Annotated in this window: 17 protein-coding genes; 14 read left to right on the top strand and 3 right to left on the bottom strand. The window is 30.0% G+C overall.

The genetic code is table 11. From position 1 onward, the window contains the following. Window positions 1–20: 20 nt before the first annotated feature. The 7 genes from KGF52_RS01600 (at window position 21) to asnB (ending at window position 7,257) form a co-directional block, all read left to right on the top strand. Window positions 21–1,178 carry a class I SAM-dependent methyltransferase gene (locus KGF52_RS01600; protein ID WP_227838909.1) on the top strand — a complete coding sequence of 386 codons (1,158 nt, stop codon included), beginning with the start codon at window positions 21–23 and terminating at the stop codon, window positions 1,176–1,178. 151 nt (window positions 1,179–1,329) lie between these two features. Then, window positions 1,330–1,890 carry a 5' nucleotidase, NT5C type gene (locus tag KGF52_RS01595; protein WP_227838908.1) on the top strand — a complete coding sequence of 187 codons (561 nt, stop codon included), beginning with the start codon at window positions 1,330–1,332 and terminating at the stop codon, window positions 1,888–1,890. 28 nt (window positions 1,891–1,918) lie between these two features. Then, on the top strand, window positions 1,919–2,410 hold the full coding sequence (locus KGF52_RS01590; RefSeq protein ID WP_054272357.1) for a hypothetical protein: 492 nt from the start codon (window positions 1,919–1,921) through the stop codon (window positions 2,408–2,410). 241 nt (window positions 2,411–2,651) lie between these two features. Beyond that, window positions 2,652–3,203 carry a helix-turn-helix domain-containing protein gene (locus KGF52_RS01585; protein WP_227829315.1) on the top strand — a complete coding sequence of 184 codons (552 nt, stop codon included), beginning with the start codon at window positions 2,652–2,654 and terminating at the stop codon, window positions 3,201–3,203. A gap of 85 nt (window positions 3,204–3,288) precedes the next feature. Next, window positions 3,289–4,221, top strand: coding sequence for a D-aminoacyl-tRNA deacylase (locus KGF52_RS01580; RefSeq protein WP_227838907.1), 933 nt, complete (start codon window positions 3,289–3,291; stop codon window positions 4,219–4,221). Between the two features lie 71 nt (window positions 4,222–4,292). Beyond that, complete coding sequence (locus KGF52_RS01575) at window positions 4,293–5,156, top strand: GRP family sugar transporter (protein WP_227838906.1); 864 nt, start codon at window positions 4,293–4,295, stop codon at window positions 5,154–5,156. Between the two features lie 517 nt (window positions 5,157–5,673). Continuing rightward, window positions 5,674–7,257, top strand: coding sequence for an asparagine synthase (glutamine-hydrolyzing) (gene asnB / locus KGF52_RS01570; protein ID WP_227838905.1), 1,584 nt, complete (start codon window positions 5,674–5,676; stop codon window positions 7,255–7,257). Between the two features lie 64 nt (window positions 7,258–7,321). Here the strand turns inward: asnB and KGF52_RS01565 are convergent, their stop codons facing one another. The 3 genes from KGF52_RS01565 to KGF52_RS01555 form a co-directional block, all read right to left on the bottom strand. Beyond that, window positions 7,322–7,918, bottom strand: a complete 597-nt coding sequence (locus tag KGF52_RS01565; RefSeq protein ID WP_227838904.1) for a TIGR04100 family radical SAM protein — start codon at window positions 7,916–7,918, stop codon at window positions 7,322–7,324. A gap of 26 nt (window positions 7,919–7,944) precedes the next feature. After that, window positions 7,945–8,472, bottom strand: a complete 528-nt coding sequence (locus KGF52_RS01560; RefSeq protein WP_227838903.1) for a TIGR04002 family protein — start codon at window positions 8,470–8,472, stop codon at window positions 7,945–7,947. 371 nt (window positions 8,473–8,843) lie between these two features. Continuing rightward, window positions 8,844–9,842, bottom strand: a complete 999-nt coding sequence (locus KGF52_RS01555) for a D-2-hydroxyacid dehydrogenase (protein ID WP_227829320.1) — start codon at window positions 9,840–9,842, stop codon at window positions 8,844–8,846. 677 nt (window positions 9,843–10,519) lie between these two features. On the opposite strand from KGF52_RS01555, the gene hadA reads away from it, so the two are divergent. From hadA to KGF52_RS01520, 7 genes are read left to right on the top strand one after another with little or no spacing between them, the layout of a single operon-like run. After that, window positions 10,520–11,719 (top strand): isocaprenoyl-CoA:2-hydroxyisocaproate CoA-transferase HadA, encoded by a 1,200-nt coding sequence (gene hadA / locus KGF52_RS01550; protein WP_227838902.1) that lies wholly within the window; start codon window positions 10,520–10,522, stop codon window positions 11,717–11,719. Window positions 11,720–11,757: 38 nt separating this feature from the next. Continuing rightward, complete coding sequence (gene hadI / locus KGF52_RS01545; protein ID WP_227838901.1) at window positions 11,758–12,558, top strand: 2-hydroxyisocaproyl-CoA dehydratase activator HadI; 801 nt, start codon at window positions 11,758–11,760, stop codon at window positions 12,556–12,558. Window positions 12,559–12,572: 14 nt separating this feature from the next. After that, window positions 12,573–13,799: a (R)-2-hydroxyisocaproyl-CoA dehydratase subunit HadB gene (gene hadB / locus KGF52_RS01540; RefSeq protein WP_227452795.1), complete on the top strand. Its 1,227-nt coding sequence runs from the start codon at window positions 12,573–12,575 to the stop codon at window positions 13,797–13,799. Continuing rightward, complete coding sequence (hadC, locus tag KGF52_RS01535; RefSeq protein WP_227838900.1) at window positions 13,799–14,926, top strand: (R)-2-hydroxyisocaproyl-CoA dehydratase subunit beta; 1,128 nt, start codon at window positions 13,799–13,801, stop codon at window positions 14,924–14,926. The genes hadB and hadC overlap by 1 nt, the downstream gene beginning before the upstream one ends. 47 nt (window positions 14,927–14,973) lie before the next feature. Further along, window positions 14,974–16,107, top strand: a complete 1,134-nt coding sequence (gene acdB / locus KGF52_RS01530; protein ID WP_227829324.1) for a putative isocaproyl-CoA dehydrogenase AcdB — start codon at window positions 14,974–14,976, stop codon at window positions 16,105–16,107. Between the two features lie 32 nt (window positions 16,108–16,139). Further along, window positions 16,140–16,925: an electron transfer flavoprotein subunit beta gene (gene etfB, locus KGF52_RS01525; protein WP_227829325.1), complete on the top strand. Its 786-nt coding sequence runs from the start codon at window positions 16,140–16,142 to the stop codon at window positions 16,923–16,925. Between the two features lie 18 nt (window positions 16,926–16,943). Next, window positions 16,944–17,981 carry an electron transfer flavoprotein subunit alpha/FixB family protein gene (locus KGF52_RS01520; protein WP_227435443.1) on the top strand — a complete coding sequence of 346 codons (1,038 nt, stop codon included), beginning with the start codon at window positions 16,944–16,946 and terminating at the stop codon, window positions 17,979–17,981. Window positions 17,982–18,263 lie beyond the last annotated feature (282 nt).

The following is an 18,263-nucleotide window of genomic DNA, read 5'->3' as shown; positions in this document are numbered from 1 at the left end:
AAGTTAAAAGGGAGATTAGGATGAATAAGCAGAGTATAGGAAAACTAAATATGTTTTTTATGGGGATTACTCAGAGAAACCTTGAAAATGAAGATTTTTTTATTGAATTAGAAGTAGTTTTTAAATCAGGAAGAAAAGAATTTAAAGGAATTGCAACAGAAGAAGAAGGTAAGTACGAATTTAATTTTAAAGGTAAATCAGAGTTATATACATTTAGTGAATTGTTAAAAAGTATATCTAAAGAAGCTGAAAATTATGATGCACTAGTATTTAGATATATTGAAAGAGGTACTATTGTCGTAATAGAAGGAGACAATAAAAAAGTAAATGTAAAGTATCTAGATAATAAAGAAGAAGTACCAAAAATAGATGAATTTACAGCATCTCAAATAAAAAACAGAGAGTACTATGTAAAAGTAGGACAAGCAAATGCACTTTTAAAAGAAATTGGAGTACTTACAAAAGATGGTAAAATAAAAAATGATAAAATAAGAAAGTATAATCAAATAGACCACTTTGTGGAGCTTATAGACAATATTTTAAAAGAAATAAAAGACAAAGACTGTATAACAATATTAGATTGTGCTTGTGGTAAATCATATCTAAGTTTTGTACTAAACTTCTATATAAAAGAAGTATTAAAGAAAAACTGTTATTTTATAGGAATAGATTATTCAGATGTAGTTATAGAAGCTTCAAAGAAGATGGCTAAAAATTTAGGCTATAAAAATATGTTATTTATAAAAGAGGATTTAACTAATTATACACCTAATAGAGATGTTGACCTTGTAATAAGCTTACATGCTTGTGATACAGCAACAGATATGGCTATAGGACTAGGGATTAGAGCAAAGTCAGAAGCTATAGTAGTAGTACCATGCTGTCATAAGGAGTTATTAGGACAATATAAATATGAAGCTATGGAACCAATATTAAAACATGGAGTATTTAAAGCTAGATTTGCAGACTTAATAACTGATGGTTTAAGAACGTTATTGTTAGAAGGAAATGGATACGATACTTCTGTGGTAGAATACATATCCCCATTAGATACACCAAAAAATTTAATGATAAGAGCGATAAAAACTAAAATAAATAATGAAAAAGCATTAAATGAATATAGAGAACTAAAAACACAATTTGGAGTAGAACCAACTTTAGAAAAACTTATATATTAGTTGAAAATGTAAAATTTACAAAAAGCTTGCTTAAATATGCAAGCTTTTTGGTATTATATAGGTATAGTCATATATGTGATTTTGATTTATAATTAAAGCTGTGCTATAATATTTGATTAATAAAATCAATAAATGTTACATGGAGGTAAAAATGAACAAATTAAATATATGTATTGATATAGATGGAACAATAACTAGTCCTTATCATTTTCTTCCATACCTAAATGATATCTTCAATAAAAACATTACAGAGTCAGAGTGTATAACTCACAATTGGGAAGAATTATATGGTTCAGGAATAAGGGATGTATATACAGAATTTAATGATAAGTATGTACATTCATATGATGAAGCAGAAATTGTAGAAGGAGCTATTGAAGTAATAGATGAATTATCTAAGGGGCATAATTTATATTTTGTAACTGCTAGACATGAATGCTTAACTGATGTAACTAAAAACTGGTTAATTAGACAAGGAATTTTAGATATAGATGTTTACTTATTAGGAAGTGATTATAAAGTTGAAAAGGCAAGAGAACTGAGTTGTGATATCTTTATAGAAGATAACCCTTTAAACTCAGTCCAATTAGCTGATGCAGGTGTTAAAGTAATACTTTTAGATACTAACTATAATAAAGATATTGAACATCAAAACATAATTAGAGTTAATAACTGGATAGATATTAAAAAGATTATAGAACAAAGTAATTAAAAGACTTATAAATTGAAAGGGGGAGCATATGATAGATTTAAAACTAGAAAACAGAAAAGGAAAAATTCATGTAAAGAGTAGTGAGATAAAAGATATTTTAGAATTACGTCCAGACTTTGAATATGTACAAGATATATCAAATACTATAAATCAGGAGAATATATTGGTGTTTGATTGTCAATTAACAGGAAATTCTTTTGATATGGATGATTTAGATATAGAAGAAATATTAGAAGAATTAGGTGAGGAAATAGATGAGTCTTATTTCAATGTCTTATTTGAAGATGTAAGAGCATATTTAAAAGATGCTACTGATGAAATAGAGGCAGATTTGCAAGAAAATTACCTATTTGATAATTTGAGATGCTATTTTGATATATATAATATAAATCAAGAATTCACTGATTTTAAGTTTGTATTTTTAGTTTCTTTTAAGGATATAAAAATATCTTCATTAGCTAATCTAGCTAAGATTGTTTCCAAAAGACAACTGATAGGAGCATCTAAGTTTTATAGTTAAAATATAAAAATATAATTTTATGATAATAAAAGCTAGTAGCTTAAAAAAATATGGGCTACTGGCTTTTTTATTTGCTCATTTTTAAAGGAAATTTCAAAATAGTATTTACATTTCTAAAAAAATATTATATATTAAACATAATGTACAGTATATCGAATAAAATATTTTAAGGTAAGTTACTGTCTTTAGATAAAATAATTAAATATACTTAGGATTGTATAAGTATATTAGAGGTGAATTTATGCAGAATTTAAATGAAATAATTGCTGAGAATTTAAAAAAGATAAGGAAAGAAAAACATCTTAGCTTAGATAAAATTTCTCAACTTAGTGGGGTAAGTAAGAGTATGTTGTCTCAAATTGAAAAATGCGAAGTGAATCCAACTATATCTACTATCAAGAAAATAACGAATGGATTAAAAATATCATTTACATCATTGATGGAAAGACAAGAAAGTGATATAGAATTGGTTGATAAAAAGGATGTAGACCACTTTATTGAGGATGATGGAAAATATGTAAGTTATCCGATATTTCCATTTGATTCTAAAAGAAGATTTGAAATATTTATGATTGAGATAGAAGAGGGTGGAACATTGGATTCAAATGCTGAACTTCCAGGAACTCAAGAGTTTATTACAGTTTTTAGTGGTGAAATAACTATTAAAATAAATGGAGAGGATTATATTGTATCTAGTGGAAATTCTATAAGATTTAAAGCTGATGTATCACATATATATAGAAACTCAGGTAGAGGTGTAGCTAAAATAAGTATGGTAGTATATTATGTATAATAATTGAATGGAGTATATAGTGATATTTAGATGATTTTAAGTATGAGAGTATTTAGTATTTGAATAATAGGAGTGTGATTTATAGATGAATAACAAAAAAGCAGTTTTCTTCTTTTGTAATAATTTAGATAAAGACCCAGTGGCTAAGAATGTAATTAACTGTTGTGAGGAAGTAATGGATTTAAAGCAGACTGATATTATTGTTGATGATAATTTTGTATTAGAATTTATAGATAAAAACAATAACTTATTCCAGTTTGTAAAAACGGAAAATGTAATAAGTCATGATTATAAATATTATCTGCCAATTTTAAATAAGCATTTCAAAGATTTTGATTTTGCAGGAGTTGTGAATTGGCATGAAGGAGAGAATGCTCCAGCAAATATTCTAACAGCTCATACTATTGGAGATGTACCAACAGGCGAGTTTGGAAATTCAAATCCAAAATATTTTAGAAACTTAATTAATGCAATTGAAGATATAAAAAATGAAAACTCTCTTGATGAATTCACTACATTAACAGAAGCAACTCACTGGTCTGGAACTACATATGGGGAAGTATCTAAATTAATTACAGAATATTCTGTACCTATGTTAGATATTGAGATAGGAAGTAATAGTAATAGTTTTAATAATAAGACGGCAATACAAGTATTATCGAAATCTCTAATTAGAGTATTTGATAAAGATGAGTCTATAAAAACTTTACTGTGTGTAGGAGGAGTTCACTTTGAAAATTCTTTTGCAGATATTATAAAAAATAGAGAATACAATATATCAATTGGACATGTATTACCAAATCAATGGATTGTAAGTGGAATGTATGATAATGAAGATGGATTTGAAAAATTAGAAAAGTGTGTAGACAGTATTGATGGTGGAATTGATGGTATAGTTTTTCATGATAAGTTAAAGGGCGCTTATAAAGAACAATGTCGTAAATTAGGAGAAAAGCTTAAGGTTCCTGTATTTAAACATAAGACATTGAAAAACCCAAAAGATTTGCCCATATGGTAGATTTGATTTATAATAATGAGATTTAGTAAGTATATTCAGTAAGTCAGATTAATTTTTAAGTGAGGTCAAAAATGATAATATCTTATTTTGCACTATTAATTAGAGTAGTGCTATTAGCCTTTGAAAGAGTAGTTGTAAGATTATTAGGTGATGAAGAAGGTGATATTTATAAAAATATAGCTTCATCATTTTTATTTTTCTTTATAGGTGGAGTATGTTTACTACCATTTAGTATAACGAGTAAAGTTGGAGATTGGTCTTTTTTACTACCATGCTATATAAGTAGCTTAGTTTATTCAATTGGGTCAGTAGCATATGTAACATCTCTAGCAACTGGTGAAGTTTCACTTGTCACTCCAATAAACAGTTTAAACTCACTATTTCTATTACTTTTATCAGTTGTATTTTTAGGTGAAAGTTTTAGTTTAGGAAAAGTTGCAGGAATTATAATTATGATTGGTGGAGTATTTATATTAAAAAATGTAAGCTCTTTATTAAAAAATGCATCTGCCATTTTAAATAATCTACCATGTAGATTGATGTTTTTGTACATATTTTTTCAATCCGTAGGAAGGGTATTAGATAAGGCATTTTATGTTCAAGTATCTCCTATACTGTATTCAACGATACTTTACTTTTTTGTCGGATTAAATCTATTTGTTTTTTTAGCATTTAAAAAGAAACAAAAAGTAATCTATGAAATTTTTAGTAATAAGAAAGGACTTTCGATTTTAAGTGGTGCTATTAATGGGTATTCTTATCTAGCATTATTAATTGCTTTAAATAATTTAGAACTCAGTATAGCAGAACCATTTTCTCAAGTATCTATGATAATAACTTTAATACTTGCTCACTTTATATTTAAAGAAAATATAAAAGAGAAAATACCAGGTTCAATTCTGATATTAATTGGTGGATGGTTATTATTGCTTTAATTGATATAAAAAATGAATTATAAAGATATTGTTACTAAAAAAATATCGGAAATTTAAAAAGTATTGATAGCGATTTCAGGTAAATGTTAATATGATGGTACAAAAGAGTATAAATGAAAGACATGTTACTGGTAATGCAGGCAGGATCGAATATATTACTTTGATTTTTCAAGGTATTTATATAGGTTCTGCCTTTTTTGCATCTTGAATGGCCATTCATAAAAAATATTTTATATTATATAAAACTTTATAAAATCTTCAGAATTTCTTAAAGAATATGTAAGTAAAGTAATATATATTGTATTTAGCTGATAATATAAGGGCAGACAATACTTATGAAGAATAAAAAATTCAATGTTATAACACTGATAATAGTTGATAATTATATTGGTGACCTTAAGAAAGAACATATTAGTTGACTGTGAACCAATAGTATTATCTCAATATAAGCGAATAAATAATCTAAAAACATCCAATAAATTCAGAAGACAAATGTTTAATACGAAAGGATACACATATGATAAATTTGGAAGAAAAGTATTTAACACAAAAAGATACACATATGATAAAAATTCTAGAATATAGTGGACATATTCGAAACTGGAAAGTACTCTGTGAAGAACTTGGAATCGATTCTTCACTATCTAGAGAGGAACGTGAACAAGCAATTTTAGTGAAAGCATACGAGACCTGGGGATATGATATGGCAAATCACATGCATGGGATGTTTGCCTTTGCATTATGGGATAATGTGGAAAAGAGACTCTTCTGTCTAAGAGATCAGTTTGGAGTGAAGCCTTTTTATTATTATGAGACAGCAAATGGAGAGCTTCTCTATGGTTCATCTATTCGTAAGATTATGGAACAACCAGGATTTGTGAAAGAGCTAAATGAAGAAATGCTACAGATGTATATGTCTTTTACATATGTGGCAGGTGAAAACACATTCTTCCGAGGGGTGAAGAAGCTTATGCCGGGACATTACCTTATCTATCAGAGGAGAACAGTACGTGTTGAGCATTATTGGAAGCCTGAGTTTCACCCTGACTACAACAAGTCTCTCAAGGAATGGGCAAATGAAATTCATACAACACTTCAGAATATTATGCTAGAGGTGAAATCAGATGATGAGAGTGCAGTGTTATTCCTATCAGGAGGTGTTGACTCATCTTATGTGCTGGCAATGTCAGATATAGAAACAACAGATTCATGTGGTTATGAGGAAGAGTGGTTTGATGAATCAAAATTAGCAAATCAGACAGCTGATATTCTTGGACGTAGGAATTCCAGACATATAATTACACCTGAAGAATATTTTTCGACAGTACCTTATGTGATGTACCATATGGAGCAGCCAATTGGGGATGCATCTGCTATTGTTTTTGCAATTGGATGCAAGGCAGCAGCTAAGCGCACGAAGCTTTGTTACTCTGGAGAAGGAGCAGATGAGTTCTTTGGTGGATATAATGTATACCATAAGGCAGAATGTTATGGAGAGAATCTGAATACATTTTATATTGGAAATACGAACATTATGAATGAAGAAGAGAAGCAAAAAATTCTTAAGAAATACAACCCTGATGTGCTTCCTGTTGAACTGGTAAAAAGAATTTATGAAGAAACAGAAGAACTAGATGCATTTACTAACATGTCAAATGTAGACATTCAGATATGGCTGGAAGGAGACATCTATTTTAATGTAGATAAAATGAGCACTGCAGCTGGATTGGAAATCAGAATGCCTCTTACAGATACAAGAATCTTTGATATTGCATCAAGAATGCCATCAGAATATAAAGTAAAAGAAGAACAGAACAAAATTGCCTTCCGTACAGCTGCAGCAAAAGTATTGCCAGAAGATATTGCTTTCAGAAATAAGTTGGGGTTTATTGTTCCAATTCGTATATGGATAGCTGATGAGCAGTATAACCAGGATATTCGAGATAAATTCCACAGTGAGATGGCAGAGGAATTCTTTAATGTAGATGAGATTAATGAGATTTTTGATGACTACATTGGTGGAAACTCCGATAGTTGGAGAAAGATTTGGACGATTTATACATTCTTGGTTTGGTATGAAATCTATTTTGTGAAATGTTAATCCAAGAGGAAGAACCACCTGAAATACCATTCAGGTGATTCTTAATTTTTTGTAATTTTACTTGTTAGTTCTTATGTCTAATTCTTAATGGTATATCAAGTTCTTTTGCCAATTGTTTAGATTCTTCTATTTCTTCTGGAGATATTTCATCTACCACTGAAAAAGCAACTTCTTTTATATATTTTTTACAATCTCTTGCAAAATCTAACATATAGTCAAATGATTTTTCTCCAAATTTTGGTTGAGTAACTCTATTATAAGCTTCTTTATTTGGAGCATTAAGACTTATTGATACTGCATCTATTACATCTTTTAACATGATAGCAGTTTTTTTATTGTGTATTAAATCGCTTAGACCATTTGTATTTATTCTTGTTTTGATATTACTTTTTTCCTTTATAAATTTAGCAACTTCTATTAATTCATTTATTCTCATTAGTGGTTCACCATATCCACAAAATACAATTTCATCATATTCATCTAAATTATATTTGTCAAAGGCTTCTTTTACTTCATCAATACTTGGTTCGTGTTCTAACCATAAGCTACCACTATTTGCTACTTCGTCTTTTTCATTTCTTATGCAAAACACACAGCTACATGGACATGTATTAGTTATATTTACATAGATACTGTTTTCAATTGTATATAAGATATTCATAATTTTCCCTCCATAAATTTAAGTCTTTAGTTAAAATAACGTCTTTTAAAATCAAGTTTATCAAGTGCAATCCCTAGAAGTACAAACACAATAAAGCTTCCTATTGGTTGTAACAAACCAAGTAAACTCATTACGAAAGCACTCGTAAAGCTTCCAATAATTATTCCCTCAGCAAACATATATAAAACTAGACCTACTATGCCTGCTACAAATGAAGCAATTATATTTCTTTTGTTTATTATCTTGTCACTTTTAGAAGTGAAAAATAATACAAGTATTGGCTTTATAATTATAGTTGGTATTACCCATATTGCAGCTCCTGTAGATAAATCAGCTAGACCAGCGCCTATTGCAGAGGCCGCTATAGCATAGTTTGTTGGTAAAATAGTTGCAGCTAGATAAATAAAGGCATCTCCTATATGAACATATCCGTTGTTTCCACCAACTGGAATATGTAATATATAAGCTATTGTCAAACATATTATAGATGCAAATAACGCTGAAGTGACGATACAGGTCGTCTTTTTAGAAGTAGCTTTGTTTATTTTTTCCAATATAATCCCTCCTCAAAAATCCTAAACTAGCATTCTTGTAATGTTTTCTTATAAATATATTAATATTAATCATACAATTTTCATAGTTTGTTTGGTATTTTTCTGGTAAAAAGTGAATTGTACCCATTCAAAGTCTTTTGATGGAAAAGTAGATTGTAATTAGGATAAATTAATAGGATGATTATAAAGATGGTTGTAAATTCGATATAAAATATAATAAATAGTAGGTGTATGCAAATAATATAAAAGAAGAAAAATAATATAAGAGAGTCATACTCAATGTATATTGAATAGACTCTCTTATATTTGGGAAATTAAAGGCTATTTTGTTAGATAATAGCTAATTAATGAAAAAATATATTTATAAAATACTAATTTACTCTGTTAGCAGCAGTTCCTGTGCTTATAACATCTACAGCACTACTTAAACTAGAATAAACTATATTTTCTATCGCTGTACTAGTAAAGAATCCAAGGTGATGAGTAAATATAACTTGTTCCATAGAAAGAAGTTTGTTTATTTCTGGGTCAGTTAATTCACCTGGGTTCATTTTTTTATTTAAGAATAATCCTTCAGTTTCAAATGTATCAAGGGCAGCAGCTCTTATTTTTCCAGCTTCTAGTGCTTCTATTAAGTCCCCTGTCTTAATCAAACCACCACGACCAGTGTTTACTATGTAAGCTCCATCCTTCATTATAGCCAAAGTATCTTTATTTATCATATGTTTTGTTCCTTCAAGTAAAGGAGTATGTAATGTTATAAGGTCAGCTTCTTTAAGAAGGTCTTCTAAAGAATCTTTATAAGTTAATATATCATTTAAATCTTTATTTGGATATTGGTCAAATGCAATTACATTAGCTCCTAAGCCTTTGAATAATTTTGCAGAAGTAGCACCTATTTTTCCTGTACCTATAACACCAACTGTAATAGATCTAACTTCTGTTCCAAGAAGTTCAGCTATCCAACGATAGTCACCTTCACAGACTTTTTTCTTTACTAAAGGAGTCTTTCTTAAAAGGTTCATAGCTTGAGTAACAGCTAATTCAGCTATTGCATTAGGTGAATAAGAAGGAACATTTGTAACAATAAGTTCATTTTTATTAACTAAATCAAAATCTATCATGTCAACCCCTGCAGTTCTTGAAGCTATAACTTTAACTCCAGCATCTTTTAAAGTTTCATAGATATAAGGATTATCTATATAGTTAGTTTGTTGTATAGATATACCATCATATCCTTTAGCTTTAGTGATATTTTCTTCAGTCATGTTTTCAGGATAAATATCCACTTGAACATCCTTATGCTCTTCAGACCATTGTTTTATTACTGGTTCTTCATAATCGCGTGCTCCAAATACTAGTATTTTCATATCAATACCCTCCTGTAATTATTAAATTATATGGTAATCTTTCATTTAGAAATAATATGTAGCAATATAAGGCTATATTTTTTGTACAAAATTTTTAAGGTTAAAAATTTAGTTTTGAAATTGTTTTCCCTGTGTCATTTTTATATCTAGTCATTTTTTATTTAATAGAATAATTGCTTTAAAAATTTATCAAAGAAATTGTTATTTTTTAGATTAAATATTATTAAAAAATTATCTAAGTCTGAAATTAGTTAACTAACTTGCTGATTAATTACAATGATAACATGTGTTTTTGAGTTTAGCAATGAAAATTTTTTTTGAAATGTCAAGCTTTTTCATAAAAAAATATATAAAAAAAACTTTTAAATGCATGGAAAAAATAGCAAAATGCAATGGAGAGTTGCATGATGCCACGAAATGGAATTAATAATGCAATTGTATATTGTTAAAAAACATTCAAATCAAGCGATATTTTGATTAAATATAAAGTTGGCACGATAAATGCTTAACAATATAGGTGTAAGACAATAAAACAATAAAAAATAATTTTAATAAATTTTAAGTTATTTTAGATAAGATTAGGAACTTTGACATCAAATAGTTAATATCAGAAAAAAGTATTTTATGAGTGATTTAATCGAAATTTTATAATTGATACTATTAAGGAGGAAAACGTTATGCTTTTAGAAGGAGTTAAAGTAGTAGAACTTTCAAGTTTCATCGCAGCACCATGTTGTGCAAAAATGTTAGGTGACTGGGGTGCAGAGGTTATTAAGATTGAACCTATAGAAGGTGATGGAATAAGAGTTATGGGTGGAACATTTAAATCTCCAGCATCAGATGATGAAAACCCTATGTTTGAATTAGAAAATGGAAATAAAAAGGGTGTAAGTATTAATATAAAATCAAAAGAAGGAGTAGAAATATTACATAAGTTATTATCAGAAGCAGATATATTTGTAACTAATGTTAGAGTTCAAGCATTAGAAAAAATGGGTATAGCTTATGACCAAATAAAAGATAAATATCCAGGATTAATATTCTCTCAAATATTAGGATATGGTGAAAAAGGACCTTTAAAAGATAAACCAGGATTTGACTATACTGCATACTTTGCAAGAGGAGGAGTTAGCCAATCTGTAATGGAAAAAGGAACATCTCCAGCAAATACAGCAGCAGGATTTGGTGACCACTATGCAGGTCTAGCATTAGCAGCAGGAAGTTTAGCAGCATTACATAAAAAAGGTCAAACTGGTAAAGGTGAGAGAGTAACAGTAAGTCTTTTCCATACAGCTATATATGGAATGGGAACAATGATAACAACAGCACAATACGGAAATGAAATGCCTTTATCAAGAGAAAATCCAAACAGCCCATTAATGACTACATATAAATGTAAAGATGGAAGATGGATTCAATTAGCTTTAATACAATACAACAAGTGGTTAGGCAAATTCTGTAAGGTTATAAATAGAGAGTATATATTAGAAGATGACAGATACAACAACATAGATTCAATGGTTAATCACATTGAAGATTTAGTTAAGATAGTTGGAGAAGCTATGTTAGAAAAAACATTAGATGAGTGGTCAGTTCTATTAGAAGAAGCAGACTTACCATTTGAAAAAATCCAAAGCTGTGAAGATTTACTAGATGATGAACAAGCTTGGGCAAATGACTTCTTATTTAAGAAGACATATGATAGTGGAAATACAGGTGTTTTAGTTAATACTCCAGTTATGTTTAGAAATGAAGGAATAAAAGATTATACACCAGCACCAAAAGTAGGGGAACATACTATAGAAGTATTAAAAACTTTAGGCTATGACGAATCAAAAATAAATAACTTAAAAGAAGATAAAGTTGTAAGATACTAATTAGTATTTCTAGATTTTGGGAAAGGAGAATACTAAAGATGTATACAATGGGATTAGATATAGGTTCAACTGCATCAAAGGGAGTAATTTTAAAAGATGGAGAGGATATTGTGGCTTCAGCTACTATATCTTCTGGTACTGGGACTACTGGACCATCAAGAGTTTTGGAAAAATTATATAGTGAGTCAGGTCTTGCAAGAGAAGACATTGAGAAAATAGTAGTTACAGGGTATGGGAGAATGAAATATTCTGATGCTGACAAACAGATAAGTGAGTTAAGTTGTCATGCTAGAGGAGTAAACTTCATAATTCCAGAGACAAGAACCATTATTGATATAGGTGGTCAAGATGCTAAAGTACTAAAGCTAGATAAGAATGGAAGATTACTAAACTTTCTTATGAATGACAAATGCGCTGCAGGTACAGGAAGATTTTTAGATGTAATGGCAAAAATAATAGAGGTTGATGTATCTGAACTCGGAAGTATATCTATGAATTCTCAAAATGAAGTATCAATAAGTAGTACATGCACAGTGTTTGCAGAATCTGAAGTTATATCACACTTATCAGAAAATGCAAAAATTGAAGATATAGTAGCAGGTATTCACACTTCAGTAGCAAAGAGAGTTTCTAGCCTAGCAAAAAGAATAGGAGTACAAAGAAACGTAGTAATGGTTGGTGGAGTTGCCAGAAATAGTGGAATTGTAAGATCTATGGCAAGAGAAATCAATACAGAAATTATTGTACCTGATATACCTCAATTAACTGGTGCTTTAGGAGCAGCATTATATGCTTTTGATGAAGCAAAAGAATCACAAAAAGAAGTGAAAAATATATAAAAAGAGGGATGACAATGTCTGAAAAAAAAGAAGCTAGAGTAGTAATAAACGATTTATTAGCTGAACAATATGCAAATGCATTTAAAGCTAAAGAAGAAGGAAGACCTGTAGGTTGGTCAACATCAGTATTTCCTCAAGAGTTAGCAGAAGTATTTGACTTAAATGTATTATATCCAGAAAATCAAGCAGCTGGGGTAGCGGCTAAAAAAGGTTCTTTAGAATTATGTGAAATGGCTGAATCTAAAGGATATTCTATCGACCTATGTGCATATGCAAGAACAAACTTTGGTCTTTTAGAAAATGGTGGATGCGAAGCTTTAGATATGCCAGCTCCAGATTTCCTACTTTGCTGTAATAATATATGTAATCAAGTTATAAAATGGTATGAAAATATTTCAAGAGAATTGGATATACCTTTAATAATGATTGATACAACTTTCAATAATGAAGATGAAGTAACTCAATCAAGAATAGACTATATAAAAGCTCAATTTGAAGAAGCTATAAAACAATTAGAAGTTATATCAGGAAAGAAATTTGACCCTAAGAAATTTGAAGAAGTAATGAAAATATCAGCTGAAAATGGAAGACTATGGAAATATTCTATGAGTTTACCAGCAGATTCTTCTCCTTCACCAATGAATGGATTTGATTTATTTACTTACATGGCTGTAATAGTTTGCGCTAGAGGTAAAAAAGAAACTACAGAAGCATTTAAACTACTTATAGAAGAGTTAGAAGACAACATGAAAACTGGAAAATCTTCTTTTAGAGGAGAAGAAAAATACAGAATAATGATGGAAGGTATACCTTGCTGGCCATATATTGGATATAAAATGAAAACATTAGCTAAATTTGGAGTTAATATGACAGGTAGTGTTTACCCACATGCTTGGGCATTACAATATGAAGTTAATGATTTAGATGGAATGGCAGTAGCATACAGTACTATGTTTAACAATGTAAACTTAGACCGTATGACAAAATATAGAGTTGATTCTTTAGTAGAGGGTAAATGTGATGGAGCATTCTATCATATGAACAGAAGCTGTAAACTTATGAGTTTAATACAATATGAAATGCAAAGAAGAGCAGCTGAAGAAACTGGATTACCATATGCTGGATTTGATGGTGACCAAGCAGACCCTAGAGCCTTTACTAATGCTCAATTTGAAACAAGAATTCAAGGTTTAGTTGAAGTAATGGAAGAAAGAAAAAAACTTAATAGAGGTGAGATATAATGGAAGCTATTTTATCTAAAATGAAAGAAGTAGTTGAAAATCCAAATAAGGCTGTAAAAGAATATAAAAATGCAACTGGTAAAAAAGCTATAGGTTGTTTCCCAGTTTATTGCCCAGAAGAAATTATACATGCAGCTGGAATGCTTCCAGTTGGTATATGGGGTGGACAAACAGAATTAGATTTAGCTAAACAATATTTCCCTGCATTTGCATGTTCAATAATGCAATCATGTCTAGAATATGGATTAAAAGGTGCATATGATGAATTATCTGGAGTTATCATACCAGGTATGTGTGACACATTAATTTGTTTAGGACAAAACTGGAAATCAGCAGTACCTCACATAAAATATATATCATTAGTACACCCACAAAACAGAAAACTTGAAGCTGGTGTAAAATACCTAATCAGTGAGTACAAAGGTGTAAAAAGAGAACTTGAAGAAATATGTGGTTATGAAATAGAAGAAGTAAAAATTCATGACAGTATAGAAATTTACAATGAACATAGAAAAACTATGAGAGACTTTGTTGAAGTAGCTTATAAACATTCTAATACTATAAAACCATCAATAAGAAGCTTAGTAATTAAAAGTGGATTCTTTATGAGAAAAGAAGAACACACTAAATTAGTAAAAGATTTAATAGCAAAATTAAACTCAATGCCAGAAGAAGTCTGTTCTGGAAAGAAAGTTTTATTGACAGGTATATTAGCGGATTCTAAAGATATATTAGATATTTTAGAAGACAATAATATAGCAGTAGTAGCAGATGATTTAGCTCAAGAAACAAGACAATTTAGAACAGATGTACCTGCAGGTGATGATGCATTAGAAAGATTAGCAAGACAATGGTCAAACATAGAAGGTTGTTCATTAGCTTATGACCCTAAGAAAAAACGTGGGTCACTTATAGTAGATGAAGTTAAAAAGAAAGATGTAGATGGTGTTATCTTCTGTATGATGAAATTCTGTGACCCAGAAGAATACGATTATCCTTTAGTTAAGAAAGATATAGAAGATAGTGGAATACCTACTTTATATGTTGAAATTGACCAACAAACTCAGAATAATGAACAAGCAAGAACTCGTATTCAAACATTTGCTGAGATGATGAGTTTAGCTTAAGTTCATTAAAATAAATTTACTATAAAATATGAAAATTGGAGGAAGCTATGTTATATAACAAAGAGCAAGAACTTTTAAGAAAAGCAGTAAGAGATTTTGTTAGTAAAGAATTAGATACTTTACCAGCAGAAATGGATAAAACAGGTGTAATGCCTAAGGAATTAATCAAAAAATTAGCTGAGACAAAATTTATAAGCAGTAATATCCCAGAAGAATATGGTGGAGGGGGAGCAGGTTATGTTTCTTACGCTATCATAATGGAAGAAATAGCTAGAAGATGTGCTTCAACAGCTACTTTTGTAACAGCTGGTTCTTCTCTTGCTACATTACCAATACTTTACAATGGTACTGAAGAGCAAAAACAAAAATACTTAAGAGGTTTAGCAACAGGTGAGTTAATAGGAGCATTTGGTTTAACTGAGCCAGGAGCTGGTTCTGATGCTGGTGGACAACAAACAACAGCAGAATTAGTAGGAGACCACTACATATTAAATGGTAGAAAAACTTTCATAACTAATGGACCATTCTGCGATATAGCTATAGTAATAGCAGTTACAGATAGATCTAAAGGTCTTAGAGGGACATCAGCATTTATAGTAGAAAGCAAATGGGATGGTTTCTCAACAGGAGCTCATGAAGATAAGATGGGTATAAGAGGAACTGAAACTTCTGACTTAATATTTGAAAACGTTAAAGTTCCAAAAGAAAACCTTATAGGAAAAGAAGGTAATGGATTTAAAATAGCAATGGGTACTTTAGAAGTAGGTAGAATAGGTGTTGCTGCCTTAGCTTTAGGAATTGCTCAAGGTGCTTTAGATGAAGCTGTTAAATATACAAAACAAAGAGTTCAATTTGGTAAACCTATAGCTAAATTCCAAAATACTCAATTTACTATAGCTGATATGGAAACAAAAGTTTGTGCAGCTAGAGGATTAGTTTATGACGCAGCACAAAAGAGAGATGCAGGAATGAGAGTTGCTCAAGAATCTGCGATGGCTAAATACTATGCAGCAGAAGTTGCAAATGAAGTTGCTTATAAAGCATTACAACTTCACGGTGGATATGGATTCATAAAAGATTATGAAATAGAAAGAATTTACAGAGACGCTAGAATCGTATCAATATACGAAGGAACATCAGAAGTTCAAAAAATGGTAATTTCATCAAACGTATTAAAATAATAAATAATCTAATGAAATTGGAGGTATAGACTTTGAAAATATTAGTTTGCGTAAAACAAGTTCCAGATACTAACGAAGTAAGAATAAATAAAGAAACAGGTACTCTTATAAGAGATGGGGTTCCTAGTATATTAAACCCAGATGATGCAAATGCATTAGAAGAAGCATTAAAAATTAAAGATGAGCATGATGATGTAACTATAACAGTTATAACAATGGGACCTCCTCAAGCAGATTTTATGCTAAGAGAGTGTTTAGCTATGGGGGCTGATGATGCAATATTATTAAGTGATAGAGCATTTGGAGGAGCTGATACTTGGGCTACATCAAATACTATCGCAGCAGGAATATCTAAAATAGGCGATTATGATATAATATTTGCAGGAAGACAAGCAATAGATGGAGATACTGCACAAGTTGGACCACAAATTGCAGAAAAACTAGACATTCCTCAAGTTACATATGTACAAGACTTCAAAATAGAAGGAAAAGACATAATAGTTCAAAGACAATTAGAAGATGGATATGAATTAATTAAAGTAAGTACACCTGTACTTTTAACAGCAGTAAAAGAATTAAATGCACCTAGATATATGTCTGTTGATAAAATAGTTAAAGCATATAAACATGATGTAAAAGTTTGGACAATTGATGATTTAGACGTAAATAAAGAAGAAGTTGGCTTAAAAGCATCACCAACTAAAGTATTTAGATCATTTACTCCTGAGCCAAGAGGAAAAGGAGAAATCTTAGAAGGTAAAGCTGACGAAATAGCTAACAAAATAATAATAGGTCTAAAACAAAAGCACATTATATAAGTTGGAGGAGTACAAACTATGAATGATATAAAAGATTTAAGTTCTTATAAAAACGTATGGATATTTGCAGAGCAAAGAGATGGAAAAATAACTCCAGTAGTTATCGAATTATTAGGAGAAGGAAGAAAATTAGCTAAAGAAGTAGATGCAGAACTTTGTGCAGTATTATTAGGAAAAGATGTTGATGGATTAGCTAAAGAATTAATTTCTTATGGAGCTGATAAAGTTTATGTTGCAGATGATGCTCTTTTAGAAAAATATACAACTGATGCATATACAAAAGTAATAAAAGATGCAATAGATGAAATAAAACCAGAAATAATGCTTTTCGGAGCAACTCATATAGGTAGAGACTTAGCACCTAGAATAGCTTCAAGAGTAGGAACTGGATTAACAGCAGACTGTACTAAATTAGAAATAGACCCAGAAGATAAGAAAATAAAACAAACTCGTCCAGCATTTGGTGGAAACATAATGGCTACAATCATTTGTCCAAACCATAGACCTCAAATGTCTACAGTTAGACCTGGCGTTATGGATAAAGCTGAAAAAGACGAAACAAGAACTGGTGAAGTTATAGCATTAGACTACAAAATAACTCAAGATGATATAAGAACTACTGTTTTAGAAACAGTTAAGAGTAAAAAAGATTTAGTATCTCTTACAGATGCAAATGTTATAGTATCAGGTGGTCTAGGATTAGGTGGACCTGAAGGATTTGAAATGCTTAAACAATTAGCTGACAAATTAGGTGGAGTAGTTGGTTCTTCTCGTGCTGCTGTAGATGCTGGATGGATAGACCATTCTCACCAAGTAGGTCAAACAGGAACTACTGTTAAACCAAACCTATACATAGCTTGTGGTATATCAGGAGCAATACAACATTTAGCAGGTATGCAATCATCAGATTTCATAATTGCTATAAACAAAAACCCAGCAGCTCCAATATTAGAAATTGCTGATTATGGAGTAGTTGGAGACTTACATGAAATAGTTCCAATGCTTATAGATAAATTAGATAGCGTTGATGATTTATTAGAAGCTATAAAAGCTTAATAGGTAACAAGTACCTAAATACTACTGATGAAATAAGCCTTATTAGTTAGTAACATAAATATTATTACATAATATGGTTATTGCTAAATCGTATTTGTCAGTTATTAAAAAGTCTGTTTGAATAAAATTTTATAATACAAGATATCTAGATAATCCTTATATGTATATTACTTACAAAATGTGAGTCGTATTCTATAAGGATTATCTTTATTTTCAAAAATAAGCACTAATTTTAATTAAATTGTGTTAAATAGACAAATAATTACTGAATATGTGATAAAA

Source organism: Clostridioides sp. ZZV15-6597 (assembly GCF_020657815.1).
Classification (GTDB): domain Bacteria; phylum Bacillota; class Clostridia; order Peptostreptococcales; family Peptostreptococcaceae; genus Clostridioides.
This window is presented reverse-complemented; position numbering and strand designations above follow the sequence as displayed.